At 59.0% G+C, this 18,117-nt stretch carries 17 protein-coding genes; 10 read left to right on the top strand and 7 right to left on the bottom strand.

Annotated elements, in window-relative coordinates:
* On the bottom strand, positions 1–515 hold a 515-nt coding region (locus CUC53_RS14975; protein ID WP_167386769.1), incomplete at its 3' end, for a 5-oxoprolinase subunit C family protein.
* Complete coding sequence (gene pxpB / locus CUC53_RS14980) at positions 508–1,158, bottom strand: 5-oxoprolinase subunit PxpB (protein ID WP_100294891.1); 651 nt, start codon at positions 1,156–1,158, stop codon at positions 508–510. The genes pxpB and CUC53_RS14975, both read right to left, overlap by 8 nt.
* Before the next feature lie 195 nt (positions 1,159–1,353).
* Here pxpB and CUC53_RS14985 point away from each other — a divergent pair, with 195 nt between their 5' ends.
* The 8 genes from CUC53_RS14985 to CUC53_RS15020 all read left to right on the top strand — a co-directional run bounded on the left by CUC53_RS14985 (position 1,354) and on the right by CUC53_RS15020 (position 8,866).
* Positions 1,354–1,863 carry a winged helix DNA-binding protein gene (locus CUC53_RS14985; protein WP_100294892.1) on the top strand — a complete coding sequence of 170 codons (510 nt, stop codon included), beginning with the start codon at positions 1,354–1,356 and terminating at the stop codon, positions 1,861–1,863.
* Between the two features lie 104 nt (positions 1,864–1,967).
* Positions 1,968–2,846, top strand: a complete 879-nt coding sequence (gene prmA, locus CUC53_RS14990; RefSeq protein WP_100294893.1) for a 50S ribosomal protein L11 methyltransferase — start codon at positions 1,968–1,970, stop codon at positions 2,844–2,846.
* An 87-nt stretch (positions 2,847–2,933) separates the two neighbouring features.
* On the top strand, positions 2,934–3,833 hold the full coding sequence (locus CUC53_RS14995; RefSeq protein WP_201796774.1) for a TraB/GumN family protein: 900 nt from the start codon (positions 2,934–2,936) through the stop codon (positions 3,831–3,833).
* A 96-nt stretch (positions 3,834–3,929) separates the two neighbouring features.
* Complete coding sequence (locus tag CUC53_RS15000; protein WP_100294894.1) at positions 3,930–4,079, top strand: DUF3149 domain-containing protein; 150 nt, start codon at positions 3,930–3,932, stop codon at positions 4,077–4,079.
* 206 nt (positions 4,080–4,285) lie between these two features.
* Positions 4,286–4,867 carry a DNA endonuclease SmrA gene (smrA, locus tag CUC53_RS15005; RefSeq protein WP_100294895.1) on the top strand — a complete coding sequence of 194 codons (582 nt, stop codon included), beginning with the start codon at positions 4,286–4,288 and terminating at the stop codon, positions 4,865–4,867.
* Positions 4,868–4,914: 47 nt separating this feature from the next.
* Positions 4,915–6,393 (top strand): carboxypeptidase M32, encoded by a 1,479-nt coding sequence (locus CUC53_RS15010; RefSeq protein WP_100294896.1) that lies wholly within the window; start codon positions 4,915–4,917, stop codon positions 6,391–6,393.
* Positions 6,394–6,740: 347 nt separating this feature from the next.
* On the top strand, positions 6,741–8,237 hold the full coding sequence (locus tag CUC53_RS15015) for an AlkA N-terminal domain-containing protein (protein WP_100294897.1): 1,497 nt from the start codon (positions 6,741–6,743) through the stop codon (positions 8,235–8,237).
* Positions 8,238–8,386: 149 nt separating this feature from the next.
* On the top strand, positions 8,387–8,866 hold the full coding sequence (locus CUC53_RS15020; protein WP_100294898.1) for a methylated-DNA--[protein]-cysteine S-methyltransferase: 480 nt from the start codon (positions 8,387–8,389) through the stop codon (positions 8,864–8,866).
* 319 nt (positions 8,867–9,185) lie between these two features.
* Here the strand turns inward: CUC53_RS15020 and CUC53_RS15025 are convergent, their stop codons facing one another.
* Positions 9,186–9,968, bottom strand: coding sequence for a LuxR family transcriptional regulator (locus tag CUC53_RS15025; RefSeq protein ID WP_100294899.1), 783 nt, complete (start codon positions 9,966–9,968; stop codon positions 9,186–9,188).
* Positions 9,969–10,030: 62 nt separating this feature from the next.
* On the opposite strand from CUC53_RS15025, the gene CUC53_RS15030 reads away from it, so the two are divergent.
* Both CUC53_RS15030 and CUC53_RS15035 read left to right on the top strand, forming a co-directional pair.
* Positions 10,031–10,699: an acyl-homoserine-lactone synthase gene (locus CUC53_RS15030; protein ID WP_100294900.1), complete on the top strand. Its 669-nt coding sequence runs from the start codon at positions 10,031–10,033 to the stop codon at positions 10,697–10,699.
* A gap of 357 nt (positions 10,700–11,056) precedes the next feature.
* On the top strand, positions 11,057–13,078 hold the full coding sequence (locus tag CUC53_RS15035) for an exoribonuclease II (RefSeq protein WP_100294901.1): 2,022 nt from the start codon (positions 11,057–11,059) through the stop codon (positions 13,076–13,078).
* 371 nt (positions 13,079–13,449) lie between these two features.
* On the opposite strand, the gene CUC53_RS19465 is transcribed toward CUC53_RS15035, so the two are convergent.
* From CUC53_RS19465 to CUC53_RS15055, 4 genes are all read right to left on the bottom strand, one after another.
* Positions 13,450–13,581 (bottom strand): hypothetical protein, encoded by a 132-nt coding sequence (locus CUC53_RS19465; protein ID WP_272896769.1) that lies wholly within the window; start codon positions 13,579–13,581, stop codon positions 13,450–13,452.
* Positions 13,582–13,786: 205 nt separating this feature from the next.
* Positions 13,787–14,593 carry a phosphoadenylyl-sulfate reductase gene (locus CUC53_RS15045; RefSeq protein WP_100294903.1) on the bottom strand — a complete coding sequence of 269 codons (807 nt, stop codon included), beginning with the start codon at positions 14,591–14,593 and terminating at the stop codon, positions 13,787–13,789.
* The gene (gene cysI, locus CUC53_RS15050; RefSeq protein ID WP_100294904.1) at positions 14,583–16,307 is read right to left on the bottom strand and encodes an assimilatory sulfite reductase (NADPH) hemoprotein subunit; all 1,725 of its coding nucleotides are present in this window, start codon (positions 16,305–16,307) and stop codon (positions 14,583–14,585) included. Before cysI ends, CUC53_RS15045 begins: the two co-directional genes overlap by 11 nt.
* A complete protein-coding gene (locus tag CUC53_RS15055; RefSeq protein WP_167386770.1) occupies positions 16,307–18,097 on the bottom strand; it encodes an assimilatory sulfite reductase (NADPH) flavoprotein subunit in 1,791 nt (596 codons plus the stop codon). The genes cysI and CUC53_RS15055 overlap by 1 nt, the downstream gene beginning before the upstream one ends.
* Between the last annotated feature and the right edge of the window lie 20 nt (positions 18,098–18,117).

An 18,117-nucleotide genomic window follows, 5' to 3' on the forward strand; every position in this document is an offset into this window, starting at 1 on the left:
TGCGGGTGCCAGTGGCGCAGCCCCATGCCCCGTTTGCGACCTAGCTGGCGGGGTTGGCCCAGTGCCAGCCGATCGCCCGCCTGCAACGCCCGCCCTGCGAGGCCACCCAAGCCGGCCTTCAGGTCAGTCGCCCGCGACCCCATGACCGGCTCGGTTGCTATGCCCCCTGCCACGGTCAGATAAGCACGCATCCCCAATTTGGCGCCGCTTAGCCGCAACACCTGCCCTGCGCGGGCATAGTGGGTCCACCCACAGCTGGCGGGTTCCCCATCAAGCTGGGCGTTAAAATCGGCGCCGCTTAAGGCAAACCAGCTCGCTTGGGTAAACCGTATTTCGATGGGGCCTAGCACGATCTCCAGTCCCGCCGCGGTGGGCTCATTGCCCAGCAGTCGGTTGCCGCAGATCAAGGCGTCTTGATCCAACGCGCCGCACTGGGCCACCCCAAGGTGGCGGTAACCGCTGCGCCCCAGATCTTGCACTGTGGTTAGGATGCCGGGGCGAATCACCTCAAGCATGATGACCTCCCGTCGCGACAAAACGCACTGTATCTCCCGGTAACAGCAAAGAGGGCGTCGCCGAGGCGGGATCAAACAGCGCCAACTCGGTGCGGCCAATCAGCTGCCAACCACCCGGACTGGCCGCCGGGTAGATGCCGGTCTGTTCACCACCAATGCCGACACTGCCTGCGGGCACCTGCAGCCGTGGCGTCGCCAATCGTGGAGTCGCCAAACAGTCAGGCAAGCCCCCCAAATAGGGAAAACCCGGTTGAAAGCCAATAAAAAACACCGTGTAACTGGCCCCACTGTGCGTGGCGATCACCTGCGCGGGGGTCATCCCGGTGTGGCGGGCCACCGCGTCCAGATCCGGCCCCTGCTCGCCGCCGTAGTGGACCGGGATCGCTATCTCTCGCGGCGGCACGCTTAAACACTCTGCCTGCTGCCACAGGGCAGCCAGCTGGCTGGTCAGCGCGGCGACCTCATTTTCAGCTGGATCAAACAACAGCGTCAGATTGTTCATGCCCGGCACCACATCACGGTGACCCGCTTGGCGCAGCGCCGCCGCGACCCACCAGATCCGTCGTTGACATGCCAGCGTGGCTGGCGCAGGCAGTTGTAACACCACCGCCCGCTCCCCCAACAAATAGACCTGCTCTTGCACTGTGCTCGCTCACTTGCCGATATTTGAAGCGTTTTTTGATAACACAAAGCAAACTTTATTCAAATAAATTACCTATATTTTATCGCTATTATCTTGTCACTCAGCCCATTTTGTTAACCTGCATGCCGCCATGGCTGGCCGTTTAGTGTTACCCTGATGGCCCTCTGTCACTGGCTTATTTCACTGAGCGTTATCATGAAAGTTCCCCCTAATGTTGTCTCTTCTGCCCACCTGATCTCGGAACATAGCGTCGAGCTGTCAGAGTTCGAGTTTGGCCTGATCGTCGCAAAAAACGCCTTCGACCGCTGGATGTCACGCTGCATGAGTGCGGCGGGTGAACCTCGCCTCACCCCGATCGAGGTCTCCCTGCTCCACCATGTCAACCACCGTGAGCGGGAGAAAAAGCTGGCGGATATCTGCTTTGTGCTCAACATCGAAGACACCCATGTGGTCTCGTATGCGTTGAAAAAACTGATCAATCTGGGCTGGGTGCAGAGCCGTAAGGAGGGCAAAGAGGTGCTGTTTTGCACCACTGAGGCGGGCGCGGCCTTGTGTGAACAGTACCGTCAGATCCGTGAGCAGTGCCTCATCAACATGCTCAAAGAGTCCGGTCTCGATAATGCCGAGATTGGCACTACCGCCCAATTGCTGCGCCGCTTGAGCAGTCTGTACGATCAGGCGTCACGGGCCAGTGCCGCCCTCTAATTTGCCGTATCCCCTGCGCACATGGGCCAGCGGCGACAGCGTCGGCCCATGATGGTAGAATCCCGCGGCTTCACGATGTTCCATTCCAACACAGAGTCAACGCCATGCCCTGGATACAAATTCGAATCAATGCCACTGCCAAAACAGCCGACAAGGTGAGCAACATGCTGCTGGGGCGTGGTGCCCAGGCGGTGACCTTTATGGATGCCCAGGATGTGCCTGTCTATGAGCCCCTGCCTGGTGAGACGCCGCTCTGGGGTGAGACCGAAGTAATGGGTCTGTTCGACGCCGAAACCGATCCGGCCCCCACCATCGCCTTCTTCCAGCAGATCTTCGGCGAAAACGTCGGCTACAAGGTCGAGCAGCTGGAAGATAAAGATTGGGTGCGCGAGTGGATGGATCACTTCCACCCGATGCAGTTTGGCGAACGCCTGTGGATTTGCCCGAGCTGGCGCGATGTGCCGCACCCCGAGGCGGTCAACGTGATGCTGGATCCGGGGCTGGCGTTTGGCACTGGCACCCACCCCACCACCGCCCTCTGCTTACAATGGCTGGACGGGCTGGACCTGACCGGTAAAACCGTGGTCGATTTTGGCTGTGGCTCCGGCATTCTCGGCATCGCCGCCCTGAAACTGGGGGCAGCCCGGGTCATCGGCATCGACATCGATCCGCAAGCCATTCAGGCCAGCCGCGACAACGCCGAGCGTAACGGCGTCGCCGGCCAGATTGAACTCTACCTGCCAGCCGACCAGCCGCAAGACATCGAAGCGGACGTCGTTGTAGCCAACATTCTGGCCGGCCCGCTGCGCGAACTGGCACCCCTGATCGCCGGCCACGGCAAACCCGGCAGCCTGATGGCCCTCTCCGGCGTACTGGAGAGCCAGGCCCCGGAGCTCGAAATCCTCTACGGCCAATGGTTTGCGATGGACCCCACTGCGGTGAAAGAGGAGTGGTGCCGCCTCAGTGGCCACAAACACCGCTAACGGGCTGCCATCTCACCCAAGGTCGCTATCATTCATGTTACAAGAGCCGCAAGCATACGGGCGGTTCACCCAAAGAGGAGCTGCACCATGATCCGTTTTCGCTCGCTGTTGGCCCTGCTGCTCAGCCTGTGCTCCCTCTGTGCCCTCGCCGATCCAGCTTTTTATCGGGTCAACAAGGGCAATCAGCAACACTGGCTGCTGGGCTCGATCCACGCCGGGACGCCCTCGCTCTACCCCATGCCCCATCAGGTGGAACGGGCCTGGCTGCAAAGCCGCGCGCTGGTGCTGGAGGTGAACATCAATGAGCTGGAACCGGCACAGTTACAAGGAGTACAACCCCTCACCCAGCTGCCCGCGGGTGACTCGTTGCAGCAGCATCTTCCTGCGCCGCTCTATCAACGGACGCTGCAAGCAGGCGCACAATATGGCGTGAGTGAAGCCCAGCTGGCCCCGCTGCGTCCTTGGTTTGCCGCCCTGACGCTGACCCAAGCTGCGCTGGCAGGCACCGGCTTTGACAGCCAGTTGGGGGTAGATCAGCATTTCGCTCAGCTCGCTGCCAAGACCGGTAAACCGGTGGTCGGCTTCGAAACCCTACTGGAGCAGCTGGGCTATCTGGCCAGCGTAGGTGAACACCAGAACCTGATGCTCACCACCACCTTGGATGAGTTACCGACTATGGCAACCAACATTGCAACGGTAATGCAGGCGTGGCAGCAAGGGGATGAGGCGACGCTGATTACCCTGCTCAAAGAGGAGATGGCACCCGCCCCGTTACAGCAGTGGATGGAGCGCACCTTGCTGGCCGAGCGCAATCGCAACTGGCTCAAAAAATGGCCAAGCCTGCCCAATGAGAGCTTTATCGTGGTGGGAGCGCTGCACCTTTATGGTGAAGAGGGGTTGTTGGCCCAACTGGAGCAGCAAGGCTGGCGGATCACCAGCGTCACGGCCCCAGATAGCCGTGAGGGAGCTCACAACGCTGAGCGATGATTAAATAACCTGATATGGCGTTGATCCGGATCATCCTCGCCCCCTTGTCCCTCTCTTTAAGATGTTGGTCATCAACCTGCTGACCGGAGTAACGAGATGGACTTTTGGCTAAACCTGATGTTTGGCAATAGCGTAGGACTGATGTCCATGTTGGTGATTATTGGCACCTTTTTGCTGATCAGCGCCTACGCAGGCTATTTCATCTACAAAGTGATGAACGCCACCCCGCCACAGGGCGAGAAGTAATCACGCCACCTCAGCGGCATAACTCGGCCGCATAACTTGGCCATATAGCTCGGCGATATAGCTTCGCGCTGGCGCCGAGCATACCCCCGCCCTCCCCTATCGCTACCCTCGTTTGCGACTATCACCGCTGGGCTGCGTTGGCATTTTCTGCCACGCCCGCCGCCGCTATAATGGCAGCCTGTGTTAGTTGCTACAGGGAGCCTGCCGTGTCTTGTCACGACGAACGTTCGTTATTTCTTGATGAAGTGGCCGACGTCCGGCCCATTCGTCACGATCGCATCCCTCTTACCGGCGCCAAGCTTGCGCCGACAGAAGCCCAGTTAGCCCGTCGTCATGCTGCCAGCGCCGAGTGGCAAACCGCTGACCACCTCACCATGGAGCCGATCACCCTGTGCGATCCGCACGATCTGGTTGGCTTTAAGCGCGATGGCGTCCAGGAGGGGGTGTATAAGAAGCTACGGCTCGGTAAGTACCCGCTGCAAGCGAGCCTAGATCTACACCAAAAAACCCTCAACGAAGCCCGCCAAGCCGTGGTGCACTTTATCCGTGATTGCGAGCAGCAAGACCTGCGCTGCTTGCTGATCCGCCATGGCAAGGGAGAGCGCAGCACCCCGCGCGCCCTGCTCAAAAGCTATGTCAGCGCTTGGCTGCCACACCTGCCTGCGGTCATGGCGATGCACAGTGCCGAGCCGCGTCACGGGGGCAGCGGCGCGCTCTATGTGTTGTTGCGCAAAAGTGAGCGTAACAAGGCTGAAAACCGTGAACGCCAGCAAAAACGACTCGGCTAATAGCGATGGTGCAGCAAACAGCCTGCACCAATAACAAGGACAATCCTATGTCATATCAAAAGCTTGAACAGCATCAACAACAGATCCACCGACTGAGTCACCTGTCCGCCATCTGCGGCTGGGATCAAGCCGCCATGATGCCAGCAGGGGGCAGCGAGGCGCGCGCCGACGCCATGGCCGAACTCGGCGTGCTGATCCACCAAAAACGTACCGCTCCCGAGCTCGGCGATTGGATCGCCAACGCCGAGTGTGAGCCGCTTGATGAGGTGCAACGGGCCAACCTCGCCGAGATTAAACGCCACTGGCAAGATGCCAGCCTGCTGCCGGGGACGCTGGTGGAGGCGTTGTCGCTGGCTGGCAGTAAGTGCGAACACGCTTGGCGCAGCCAGCGCAAACACAATGATTGGGCCGGTTTTGCCGTCAATCTGCAAGAGGTGGTGAGCCTCTCCCGTGAAGTGGCCCAGCGGCGCGCCGATGCCCTAGGCGTGCGCCCCTACGATGCTATGCTGGCGCTCTATGAGCCGGGCATGACCAGTGCACGGCTGGATCAGATCTTCGGCGATCTCAGCGGCTGGCTCCCGAGCCTGATCCAACAGGTAAGTGAGCGACAGCAAAGTGATGCCCTGCTGATCCCACAAGGCCCCTTCCCTATCGCCACTCAGCAGGCCCTAGGGCGCGAGGTGATGGGCGTGCTCGGCTTTGATTTTGCTCATGGGCGCCTCGATGTGAGCAGCCATCCGTTTTGTGGCGGGGTGGCCACCGATGTGCGGATCACCACGCGCTACAACGAGCAAGAGTTTATCTCCAGCTTAATGGGCATTGTCCATGAAACTGGCCACGCCCGTTACGAGCAGGGGCTGCCACGCCACCTGCTGGGGCAACCGGTGGCCGAGGCCCGCTCCATGGGGATTCACGAGAGCCAGAGCCTGTTTTGCGAGATGCAGCTGGGCCATGATCCTGCGTTTTTGGCCCTACTCGCCCCCCACATCCGCACCCATTTCGGTGACCAAACGGCGTTTGAACCGGCGAATTTGGTGAAGATCTACAACCGGGTCGAACCGGGTTTGATCCGCGTCGATGCGGACGAGGTGACCTATCCGGTCCACGTGATCCTCCGCTACGAGCTGGAACGTGACCTCATCGAAGGGCGCATCGAGGTAGCCGACCTTCCCGAGCTGTGGGATGGCAAAATGCAGCAGTGGCTGGGGATCACCACCCAAGGCAACTACCGCGATGGCTGTATGCAGGACATCCACTGGACGGACGGTTCGTTTGGCTACTTTCCGAGCTACACCCTCGGGGCCATGTATGCGGCGCAGTTACGCTTTGCCTTGGAACGGGAGCTGGGCAACCTGAGCCAGATCATTGCAGCGGGCCGTCTGCCGGAGATCTTCGCTTGGCTCGGCCGTCACATCTGGTCACAGGGCAGCCAGCACAGCACAGATGAGCTTATTCGCCGCGCAACCGGCGAGCCGCTCAACCCGCATTGGCTGCGCCAACATCTGGAGCAGCGTTATCTGCCATAACAGAGACGGCACCCGTGAGTAAGGCGCACAACGGGGCTGCTTGGCAGCCCCGTTGTGCTTGTGCAATGGCAAATGGGGGGTAAAGGGCATCTCCCTGTTTTTAGAACCTATCGCCGTAAGCGTGATTGGCGCCACAAGTTTGGGCTGGCATCGCGCCCAGAAACCGCAGCGAACAAGCAATAGATGAGGGTGTCGAGCACGGCGCAAGGCCAACCTGGTTAGCTAACTCGCCTCATAGGATGGATTGTTAGCAACATTTTATTTTAATGCCTGGCCGTTTCTGGCTAGTCATGGCGTGAATGCCCAATGTAGGCTAAGCGACGCTCCCCATCCAGAGTTTGCCTGCTATGCACCTAGCGCCCATCGATGACACCCCTCAGGATCAGCACATTCCACGCCTGAGCCGCGAGCAGTGCCATGTAGCACGACTTGCCCGCGATGCTCGCTTCGATGGCCGCTTTTTTACTGGGGTGCTCTCCACTGGCATTTACTGTCGCCCCATTTGCCCAGCTCGGCCGCCCCATGAGCACAACGTGCGCTACTTCCCAAGCGCTGCGGCCGCCGAGCAACATGGCCTGCGCCCGTGTTTGCGCTGTCGCCCAGAGTTGGCCCCTGCTGCCCACGGCGATCTGCCGCCTGCCTTCGCCCGCTTACTGGCGCGCATCGATGGCGGTGAACTGGCGGCAGGCTCGCTCGCCACGCTGGCGCAGCAGGCTGGGATCTCTGAGCGCACCCTGCGCCGCCAGTTTGAGCAACATCTTGGCGCATCACCAAAACAGGTGGAGCTGACGCGCCGGCTGCTGCTTGCCAAAAGGCTGTTGACCGATACTCCCCTTGCCATCACCGATATCGCATTTGCCGCGGGCTTTACCAGCATTCGCCGCTTCAACGATGCGTGGCGCCGAGCCTATGGCCTTGCGCCCCGGGTACTACGCCAGCGGGAGGGGGCAGGCGAGGTCATCGCAGGCCGCGCAGCGCTCACCCTGCAATTGCCCTATCGCCCACCATACGATGTTGCCGCCATGTTGGCCTTCTATCGACTGCGTGCTATCCCAGGGCTGGAGCGAGTCGAGGGCAATGGGTATGAGCGGCATTATCGGGTCGGCGATCAGGTGGGTTGGGTCCGTATCGAACAGGGCAAGGGCCATCGCCTCACGCTGACCGTGCATGATCTGCCCCCTGCGGCACTGCCAGACCTGCTCTATCGGGTACGCCGTATGTGGGATCTCGATGCTGATATGCAGCGCATCGGTGAGCACCTCGGGCACGATCCGCTGCTGGCTCGCGTGCAGTCACACTGGCCCGGGGTGCGGCTGCCTGCTGGCTGGGACGAGTACGAGGTGATGCTGCGTGCCATTGTCGGCCAGCAAGTGTCGGTCAAGGGGGCCATCACCATACTCGGGCGGCTGGTCGCGCGTACCGAGGCGCAGTTCGGGATGGCCCAGTTACCCACACCGACCCAACTGGGCGAGCTCGATCTCGCTGGTATCGGGATGCCCAGCAGCCGTATTCGCACATTACAGGGGCTGGCGGCGGCGCTTGCCAGTGGTGCGATCTCCTTGGCCACGGCCAGCGATGAGCAACTGCTAGCCTTGCCGGGCATCGGGCCTTGGACAATCGCCTACTGGCGGCTACGCTGCGGCCACGATCCCGACGCCTTTCCCGCCACCGATCTGGTGCTGCAAAAAGCACTGGGCGGTGGCAGCAAACTGCCCGTACCCGCCGTGCTAGCACAAAGCGCACCGTGGCAGCCGTGGCGCGGCTATGCCGCAAGCTGGCTGTGGCACGCCATGAGCGAACGGCCAGAGTTACTGCATGAACTCACCTCTTCGCTTGGTGCTTAGCCATTCATCAGCCAAGCTTAGCGCCGACCTCGAACTCGGCAGATACGCCATGTACGCTGCGGTCTCTACCCGCTATAGGTGAGCTTATTGGCCACCCCACTGACGCCTACAGGGATAGGCGTTTAATCACCCCATCAGGAGCGAATTTGATGACCTATTATGATTTTTTGGATACCCCATGTGGCCAGCTGCTGATTGCTATTAACCACGCGGGCCTGGTTCATGTGGATTTTGCCGCAGGCCTACGGCCATTACCCAACCTTGGTGGCTGGCAGCACGATCACCTAGCGTTAGCCCCCTATGTGGCGGAGTTTAAAGCCTATTTTGCTGGCAACCTGCAACGTTTTACGCTGCCACTCGCCGCAACGGGCACCGCGTTTCAGCAGCAGGTATGGCAGGCCTTGCGAGATATTCCGTATGGTGAAACCCGTAGTTATCGAGACATCGCCGCCGCGATTGGTAACCCGAAAGCCGTGCGCGCAGTCGGGGCCGCAAATGGGCGTAATCCGCTTTCCATTATCGTGCCATGCCACAGAGTCATTGGTCACAATGGCAGTCTGACGGGATACGCGGGGGGCTTAGAGATAAAGCAAGCATTGCTCGCACTGGAAGGAATATCGGCTCAATAACATAGCCATCCTCCCCCTCGGCTTCGCGGCAAGTGCCCTGCCAAGGTGCCAGATGATCAGTATGAAATGACGAGGCAGGCCACTTTGTGGCGATATTCCCATGGATATCAAGGCAGATGATGGCAGGGGGATACAAATGATTCGGTAATAGCATCAAGCCTTATTGGCTCCATCGCCCGCCATCAACCATCTAGATAGGATGCGCTTTGGCACCCATTCGCCGCCCAGATTAGGTCAATGAATAAACAACCAAGGGTGATGTCAATCGTATGATCTGACAATTGATCCTGTCTTTAGCAAGCAAGAATATTGGGCCGCTTTACTGCATTAGCTTAGGGAAATTAGTCACAATCACTTTCTCTAAGTTGGGCAACAATATGCCGCTATTGACCCCTTTAGCGACAGCTTGATAGCGATTCATCGAACCCGTCTTGCGAGTAACCTGGTTAAGGTGGTAATTCACCGTACGTTCGGTAATACCGAGAATACAGGCAATTTCTCCCGACGTTTTTCCTTCGCTGGCCCAAAAAAGACACTCTGTTTCACGCTCGGTGAGCGCTTCTTGCGGGTCAGTATCTCGTAGCCCTGCCCGTACAACTCGGACGGCGGCCTCAAAGATGTAATTGGACATCCACGAAAGGATTGGCGATGAGTCGAGCAGCAGATCACTGGATGCCCGCTCGGCGGTGATAAACGACAAAATGCCTTTTTCTCCACCCGCACCATGTAAAGGAAAGGAGACGCCATTACGTAAGCCAAATTCAGCCGCGAGTCCCATCACGTCCAAACTGTTTTTTTGCAAACAACGCGCGCGCTCATCCAAGCGATTCCAGTAAATAGGCAGTGTCTGTTTGCGAGCCAACTGGATGATGGGATCACAAGCCAACATGTTGTTATCGGTATAGATCTGCACCCAAGAGAGTGGGCATTGATTGAACAACACGACTTTGGGTCTTTGCATCGACATCGGAATGATCAGCGTGAAACCGTAATAGTCATAGCCCATGTCGATGGTGAAACGCCCAATTAATCTGGCCAGCTGGTCACCGTCTGTCACCGACGTGAAATGTTCCAGATACTCAAACAGTTGCTCTTTTTTCATACGCTAGCCCTCCTGGCAAGGTTTCTGATTATAGCGGCTAACTGAACGATGGAGAGTTCATAATGTTGGTTTTCAAAGGAAAATTGCGAGATCACCCGCGAAATAACATAGAAGATGAGCTTTATCGCTTTAGAAATCAGATTTTTTCTGGTCGTCTAGGCTGGGACGTCGAATCACACCAAGGCCTTGAACGTGATAGTTTCGATTCCCCTGACACTTACTGGGTGCTACTCGAAGACGACCAAGGAATATGCGGCTGCATCCGGATGCTCGACTGCTCAGGGAACTACATGCTGTCCACGGTTTTTCCAACTGCACTCGCTGGCGAATCCCCCCCTTGCACCCCCGACATCTGGGAGCTCACTCGTCTGGCTATAGATGCAAACCGAGCTCCTCGCATGGAGAATGGCATCAGTGAAATCACTTTCGTTATCCTTCGTGAGGTCTATGCCTTTGCCAAGGAAAACGGCATCAGGGAAGTTGTTGGCGTCGCCAGTCTGCCAGCAGAGCGTATCTACCGCAAAATAGGCATTCCTATGGAGCGTCTAGGCCACTGTCAATCAGTCGACCTCGGTGCGGTAAGGGGCGTAGGCTTGCGCTTTCACCTCAATGATCACTTTGGCAGAATCGTCTCTCAAACCCTACTGGGCCACTATCAGAATATAAATCGCAAGGTAGAACAGCTCGTGGAAATACCGACATCCCCCTCCCCAAAAAGCCTGTCCTACTAAATAGCTCGTTATGACTCGGTACTGAGTCGCTAGGGCAATAAGCACATCGTCGAACATCAACAGGTTTCTAGGTCATATCTCACGGCTAGGGTTGCGCCTGCGATGTAACCTGTCTGTGAATTGCGGATATGTAGCGCCACTGATGGCAGGTATCTTGGCCAATTTTATCCAGCGGTACAGATTGATTAAACGTCATTGTTCACCTAGCAATCCTGTTGCGGTGACAACTACTTGGTTCATAACATGGACCAAGCTGGCGAGACCACGAACCTTGGCTTTACAAGGGTAAAAACGTATAGTGCTGGGCGATCCATCATCAGGTCTTCACCCAGGTTTTCCACTTCAGGTTCCTCACTTATGTTCCAAGACAATCCGCTGCTGGCCCAGCTCAAGCAACAAATCCGCGAAAACATCCCTAAGAAAGAGGGTGTGATCCGCGCCTCCGATCGGGGCTTCGGCTTTTTGGAGGTCGATGAGAAGACCAGCTATTTCGTGCCGCCCCCCTATATGAAGAAGGTGATGCACGGTGACCGAGTGAGCGCCCTGATCCGCACTGAAAAAGAGAAGGAAGTGGCCGAGCCAGACGCTCTACTGGAACAGTCCATCACCCGCTTCGTAGCGCGCGTCAAAATGTTCCGCGACCGTCTTAACGTGGTCGCCGACCACCCGCTGATCAAGGATGCCATCAAGGCCCGCGTCAAAAAGGGGCTGGACGAGAAAGAGTTCAAGGAAGGGGATTGGGTGGTGGCCACCCTCAAGCGCCATGCACTGGTGGACGGCAGCTTCTCTGCCGAAATCACCCAAAAAATCGCCGCAGAGGAAGATCACAATGTGCCTTGGTGGGTAGTGCTAGCCCGCCATAACCTGGCTCAGGTCGAGCCCGCTGATCTGCCAGAATGGAAAGTGATTGAAGCGGAAGAGCTGCCCCGCCGTGACCTGACTCAAGTGCCTTTCTTCACCATTGATGGCACCAAAACCAAGGACATGGATGATGCGCTGGCCATCACCAAGCAGGACAACGGCTGGGAGCTGCTGGTCGCCATCGCTGACCCGACCGCTTATGTGACTGAAGGCAGTGAACTGGATAAAGAAGCCGCCCAGCGCGCCTTCACCGTCTATATGCCGGGCCGCAACGTGCCTATGATCCCGCGCACCCTCTCCGATGAACTCTGTTCGCTCAAAGAGGGCGAGGAGCGCAACACCCTGTGCGCCCGGTTGCTGATAGGCGAAGATGGCCTGCTGCAGGAAGAGACCGAATTTTTCGCCGCCCGTATCTGCTCCCATGCCCGTCTCAGCTATGACGACGTCTCCGACTGGGCCGAGCATGGCAAGGCGCTCGATATCGACGCTGGCGTCTTGGCCCAGCTGCCACTGATGCAGGCGATGACCGAGGCGCGCATCGCGTGGCGCACCGAGCATGCGCTGGTGTTCCCAGATCGCCCCGACTACGACTTCGAACTGGGCGAAAATGGCGCAGTGTTGGCCATCCACGTCGAGCCGCGCCGCATCGCCAACCGCATGGTGGAAGAGTCAATGATCGCCGCCAACATCTGCGCCGGTCGCGTGCTGGGTAAGACCGTCGGCTACGGTATTTTCAACGTCCACACTGGGTTTGACGAGGAGTCTCTCGATGGCGCCATCGAGCTGCTGAAAAGCGCCGAAGCACCGTTTGAGAAAGAACAGATCGCCACACTGGCAGGCTTCTGTGCCCTGCGCCGCTGGATTGATGACCTCGACACCCGTTGGCTGGATGGCAAAATTCGCCGCTTCCAGAGCTATGCCCTGATGTCCGCCGAGCCGGGCGCCCACTACGGCCTCGGCTTGGATGCCTACGCCACGTGGACCTCGCCAATCCGTAAATACGGCGATATGGTCAACCATCGTCTGCTCAAAGCGGTCATCGCCGGCAAGACTCCGGGCGAGCGGCCAAGTCAGGCGCTCACCGAGCACCTCAGCGCCTGCCGCCGTCTGCACCGCATGGTGGAGCGTGACATCGGCGACTGGCTCTATGTTCGCTACCTCAAGGCCGATGCTGGCACCGACAAGGTGTTCAACGCCGAGATCATCGACGTGATGCGCGCAGGCCTCAAGCTACGTCTGCAAGAGAACGGCGCCGTGGTCTTCATGCCTGCTCGCCACATTCTGGACAACAAGGATCGGCTGGAGTGTAACTGGGACAATGGCCGCGTCTATCTCGATAAGACCGAGGTAGTCTACGAGCTGGGCCAGATCATCGAGGTCAAGCTGAGCGAAGCGGTGGAAGAGACCCGCTCCCTTATCGCTAAACCAGCGGTCGATCTAGTCCCAGGCCCAGCCCCCGCAGCAGCTGACAGCGCCGCCGCCCCAGCGGTAGATACCTCCAACACAGAAGCCTCATAGCCTGCCCAAGGTAAATCACAGAGCCCGCAACCTTGCGGGCTCTGTAGTGTGCTCCCCCTAGAATGTGGGAGCGAGCAGGTCACGCCGCCGCACTCGCTCCCAATACCAACCCCCGCCTAACATCAACATATCCATCTCCGTTGGCTTCATGCGTGCCAAGGTTCGTCACGGCTATTGCTCGACACGGGTGTCGCCACGTTGCTGCCACCCTCATCTAGCAGGGCATCTGCGGCGGCATCATCAATCAGACCAGCAATGATGATGGTCGGGTCCGCGATAGCGACAGCCCCACCAGCAAACCAATGCTAATAAGAAGAAACTGATCGAGGTTGCCATCCCCCCTCCAAGCCCCCGATGAAGCAAGAACCGTTTTACCAAGGCGAAACCGCATCACGGGCACCGATATGCAGATTATCTGGGTCGTGCAGGTGCAGGGCGGGCTGACGGCAGAGTGTCCGCACCGCAAGCACGTCGTATTGGTGCAGAACAAGCAAGGTAGCCAAGGCCGAGCGGCCCTAATGCCTTACCTGAGGGGGATGGTGGGTACGATAACGCGGTCGCAGATCTTTTTCTCATGGCGAAGATGATCAGTAGGCCGATGTGTCAACCCGTGATCCGCCCCGTTGCGTTGAGGAAAAAAGAACCCCCTCGGTGAAACAGAGGGGGTTCAGCAGCAATCTGAGGGCGTCCTGTGCGGTATGGGTAAGGTTAAATACCCGACCCATCTTTTTCACCACTCTCTTCATGCAGGCCGCACTCGCGCTTGAGGCCAAAGAAGCGGGTCTGCTCCTCGCTCATGCCCGGCTCCCACTTGGTAGTGGTGTGGACATCGCCCACCGAGAGGTATCCCTGCTCCCACAACGGGTGGTAGGGCAGATCGAACTCCTTGAAGTAGTAGAAGACATCTTTGTTGCTCCAGTCGATCACCGGCAGGAACTTGAAGCGGCCGCGTTGGATGCCGAGCACCGGCAACTTGCCCCGGCTGCCGGACTGCTCCCGGCGCAGGCCGGAGAACCAGGTCTGGGCCCCCAGTTCGCGCAGGGCACGGTCCATCGGCTCCACCTTGTTGAGCTGGTTGTAGCGGGTGATCCCGTCTACCCCCTGCTCCCACAGCTGGCCAAAGCGCGCCTCCTGCCAAGCCGGTGACAACTCGGCTTTGTATATCTTCAGGTTGAGGGCGAGGCGCTCGGTCAACTCATCGATAAAGTGGTAGGTCTCGGGAAAAAGATAACCGGTATCAGTCAGCACCACCGGCACATCGGCCCGCTCGCGGCTCACCAGATGGAGCATCAGCGCCGCCTGAATGCCAAAGCTGGAGGAGAGCACATGCTCTCCCGGCAAATTTGCCAGCGCCCAGCGCACCCGCTCGGGGGCACTCATGGCATCCAGTGCTTGGTTGATCGGGGCCAGCAGCTCGGTCTGCTCTTCACGGCTCAGGGCCAGCAGGGCGTCGAGGTCGAGTCGACCGTCGCTGGTGCGTGCCAGCCGCTCTGTATCAGTCTGCTCAAGCGGCATAGAAGTCCCTCGCGGAGTCGATAACGGGAGCAATCACCCCAACCCGGATCACGAAGTCGCCAAAGCACTCGCTTTGATTGCGCTCGTTGGCCCAGCGGCCGATCAGCGCGTCCAGTTCGGCCAAAATCTGCGGCTCGGTGATGTTCTCCAAATGCAGGCGCGGGATGCGGGTGCCTTCGAGGTTGCCCCCCAGATGGAGGTTATAGCGACCGGGCGCCTTACCCACCAGACCCACCTCCGCCAGCATGGCGCGGCCGCAGCCGTTGGGGCAGCCGGTGACCCGGAAGATGATGGCGTCATTAGCCAGACCGTGTTTGGCCAACAGCCCTTCGATGTCGGTGACAAACGCCGGCAGCATGCGCTCCGCTTCGGCCATCGCCAGCGGGCAGGTGGGCAGGGCCACACAGGCCATGGACTGCTTGCGCTGCTCGCTGACGCCGTCATCCAGCAGGCCATATTGGCGCGCCAGCCCTTCGATACGGGCCTTCTCGCTGGCTGGGACGCCTGCGATGATCAGGTTCTGGTTGGCGGTCAGGCGAAAATCCCCCTGATGGACTTTGGCGATCTCCAGCATGCCGGTTTTGAGCGGCTTGCCCGGGAAGTCCAGCAGGCGGCCATTCTCGATAAACAGGGTGAGGTGATGCTTGCTGTCGATCCCCTCGACCCAACCGAAGCGATCGCCACGGCTGGTGAACTCATAGGGGCGACTCTCGGCGAAGGGGATGCCGGCGCGGCTCTCCACCTCAGCCTTGAAGGCTTCGACGCCAACCCGTTCAAGGGTGTACTTGGTCTTGGCGTTCTTGCGGTTGACCCGGTTGCCCCAGTCGCGCTGAGTGCTGACCACGGCGGCCGCCACCTCCAGCACGTGGGAGAGCGGAATAAAGCCAAAGTCGCTCGCCTTGCGCGGATAAGTGCTGGTATCGCCGTGGGTCATGGCCAGCCCACCGCCCACCAGTACGTTGAAGCCCACCAGTTTGCCACCTTCGGCAATCGCCACGAAGTTGAGATCGTTGGCGTGGATATCCACGTCATTGTGCGGCGGGATCACAACTGTGGTCTTGAATTTGCGCGGCAGGTAGTTGGAACCCAGGATTGGCTCTTCGTCATCCCCCAGCTTCTCGCCGTCCAGCCAGATCTCCACATAGGCGCGGGTTTTGGGCAGCAGGTGCTCGGAGATCTTCTTGGCCCATTCGTAGGCCTCCTGATGCAGCTCGGATTCCACCGGATTGCTGGTGCAAAGCACGTTGCGGTTCACGTCGCCCGCGGTGGCGATGGAGTCGATACCGGTGCTATTGAGGGTCTGGTGCATCAGCTTGATGTCACGCTTCAATACCCCGTGAAACTGGAAGGTTTGCCGAGTGGTCAGACGGATGCTGCCGTACAGGCTGTGCTCCTCGGCGAACTTGTCGATGATCTGCCACTGGGCCGGGGTGATGATGCCGCCCGGCAGGCGGGCACGCAGCATGACGTTGTGCAGCGGCTCCAGCTTCTGGGCGGTACGCTCGGGGCGAATATCGCGGTCATCTTGCTGATACATACCGTGAAAGCGGATCAGCTGGAAGTTGTCGCCGTTAAAGCCGCCGGTGAGCGGGTCCTGCAGATCCTGTTCTATGGTGCCGCGCAAGAAATTGCTCTCGCGCTTGAGGCGCTCGTTGTCGGCCAGCGGCCCTTCAACTGGACCGGCTTTTGGTTGCGAGACAGGTTGTTTGCTCATCAATAGACATCCCTTTGATAACGTTTGGCACGACGCAATTCGCTCAAATACTCTTCTGCTTCCTCACGGCTCTTATGACCGTGTTCGGCAATCACTTCCAGCAGGGCCTCCTGCACATCCTTGGCCATCTTGTTGGCATCACCACACACATAGAAGTGGGCGCCGGCTTCCAGCCACTGATAGAGCTCTTGGCCCGCTTCGCGCAGGCGGTCCTGCACATAAATTTTGTTGGCCTGATCCCGGCTGAAAGCCAGTGAAATCTTGCTGAGCAGGCCGCTCTTCACATAACGCTGCCACTCCACCTGATAGAGGAAATCCTGGGTAAAGTGGGGGTTGCCGAAGAACAGCCAGTTCTTGCCTTCCGCACCTTGAACTTCCCGCTCCTGCATAAAGGCGCGAAACGGAGCGATGCCGGTGCCTGGGCCGACCATGATAACGGGGGTGTCGGGATTGGCAGGCAGGCGGAAGTTGTCGTTGTGCTCAACGAATACCCGCACTTCGCCATCCTCAATCAGCCGATCCGCCAGATAGGAGGAGGCGGCGCCAGAGCGCACGGTGCCATCTTCCTGCGGGTAGCGCACCACCCCGACGGTCAGGTGCACCTCCTCTTCTACCTCGCTCTGGGCAGAGGCGATGGAGTAGAGGCGCGGTGTCAGCGGCCGCAACAGGCCGATCAGCTGCTCGGCAGTGAGGGCAGTCGGGAAGCGTTTAAGCACATCCACCACCTGGGCTGAAGCGACGAGGGCATTGACTTGGGCCTTGTCGCCCGCCAGATCTTTCAGCGCCGCGTTGCCCGATAGGTTAGCGAGTCCGGTGATAAAACCGCCGTGCAAGCGGGTCAGCTCCAGCTCGCGGCTGAGTACTCCGCGCAGGCTACCGTGAGCGGTGGCCTCATCGCCGGAGAGGCCAGCTAGGGCCAGCACTTCGCCCACCAGTTCGGCATCGTTGTCGAACCAGACGCCGAGGGAATCACCCGGTTGATAGATGAGGCCGGAGTCGGCCAGATTGATCTCGATATGGCGGATATCCTTGGTGGAATCCCGGCCGGTGATCTTCTGATTGACCGACAGGTGGGCAGCGAAAGGATTTTCCTTGCTGTATTGGCTGTAGCCAACCGCCTGCTGCACCGCGTTTGCTACGCTGCTGCTGGCCGCACCGGTGGTGAGCGTTGCGGCAATGGCACTGACAGCCTGCTCGCCCCACGCCTTGGCTGCATCCTGATAATCCACATCGAGGCTGGCGAGCTCATAAATCCGCTCGGCCCCAGCGCTGGCGAGGAAGTTGTCAAAGTCTTTGCCGGTCTGGCAGAAAAATTCGTAGGAGCTGTCACCCAGCCCCAGCACCGCGAACTTGAGCCCGTCCAGCTTGCCAATCTTGCCTTTTTTAAGCTGCTCGAACAGATCGACGGCGCTCTCTGGCGGCTCGCCCTCGCCGTAAGTGCTGACAACCACCAGCAGGTGACTCTCTTTCTTGAGCTGCTTGGGTTTATAGTCGGCCATCGACGTGAGGGTGACCGGTAGGCCGCTGGCTTCGGCTTGCGCCTTAATGGCACTGGCGACACCTTTGGCGTTGCCGGTTTGAGAACCGTAGAGAATCGTCAGACTGCCACTGGGCGCAGCCACAGCGGCGCTGGCAGCGACACTCTGCTGACCGTTCTGGGAGAGGCCATAGAGATAGCCGCTCACCCACGCTAATTGCTGAGTGTTGAGGGTCGAAAGAGCCTGACTCAACTGACGTTGCTGTTCAGCAGAGAGCGGGCTTAGGTTGATTGGGGAGTCCTTCAATTGCATCACACGGGTCTTCCATGGTC

This window comes from Aeromonas cavernicola (assembly GCF_002795305.1).
GTDB classification, from domain to species: Bacteria; Pseudomonadota; Gammaproteobacteria; order Enterobacterales; family Aeromonadaceae; genus Aeromonas; species Aeromonas cavernicola.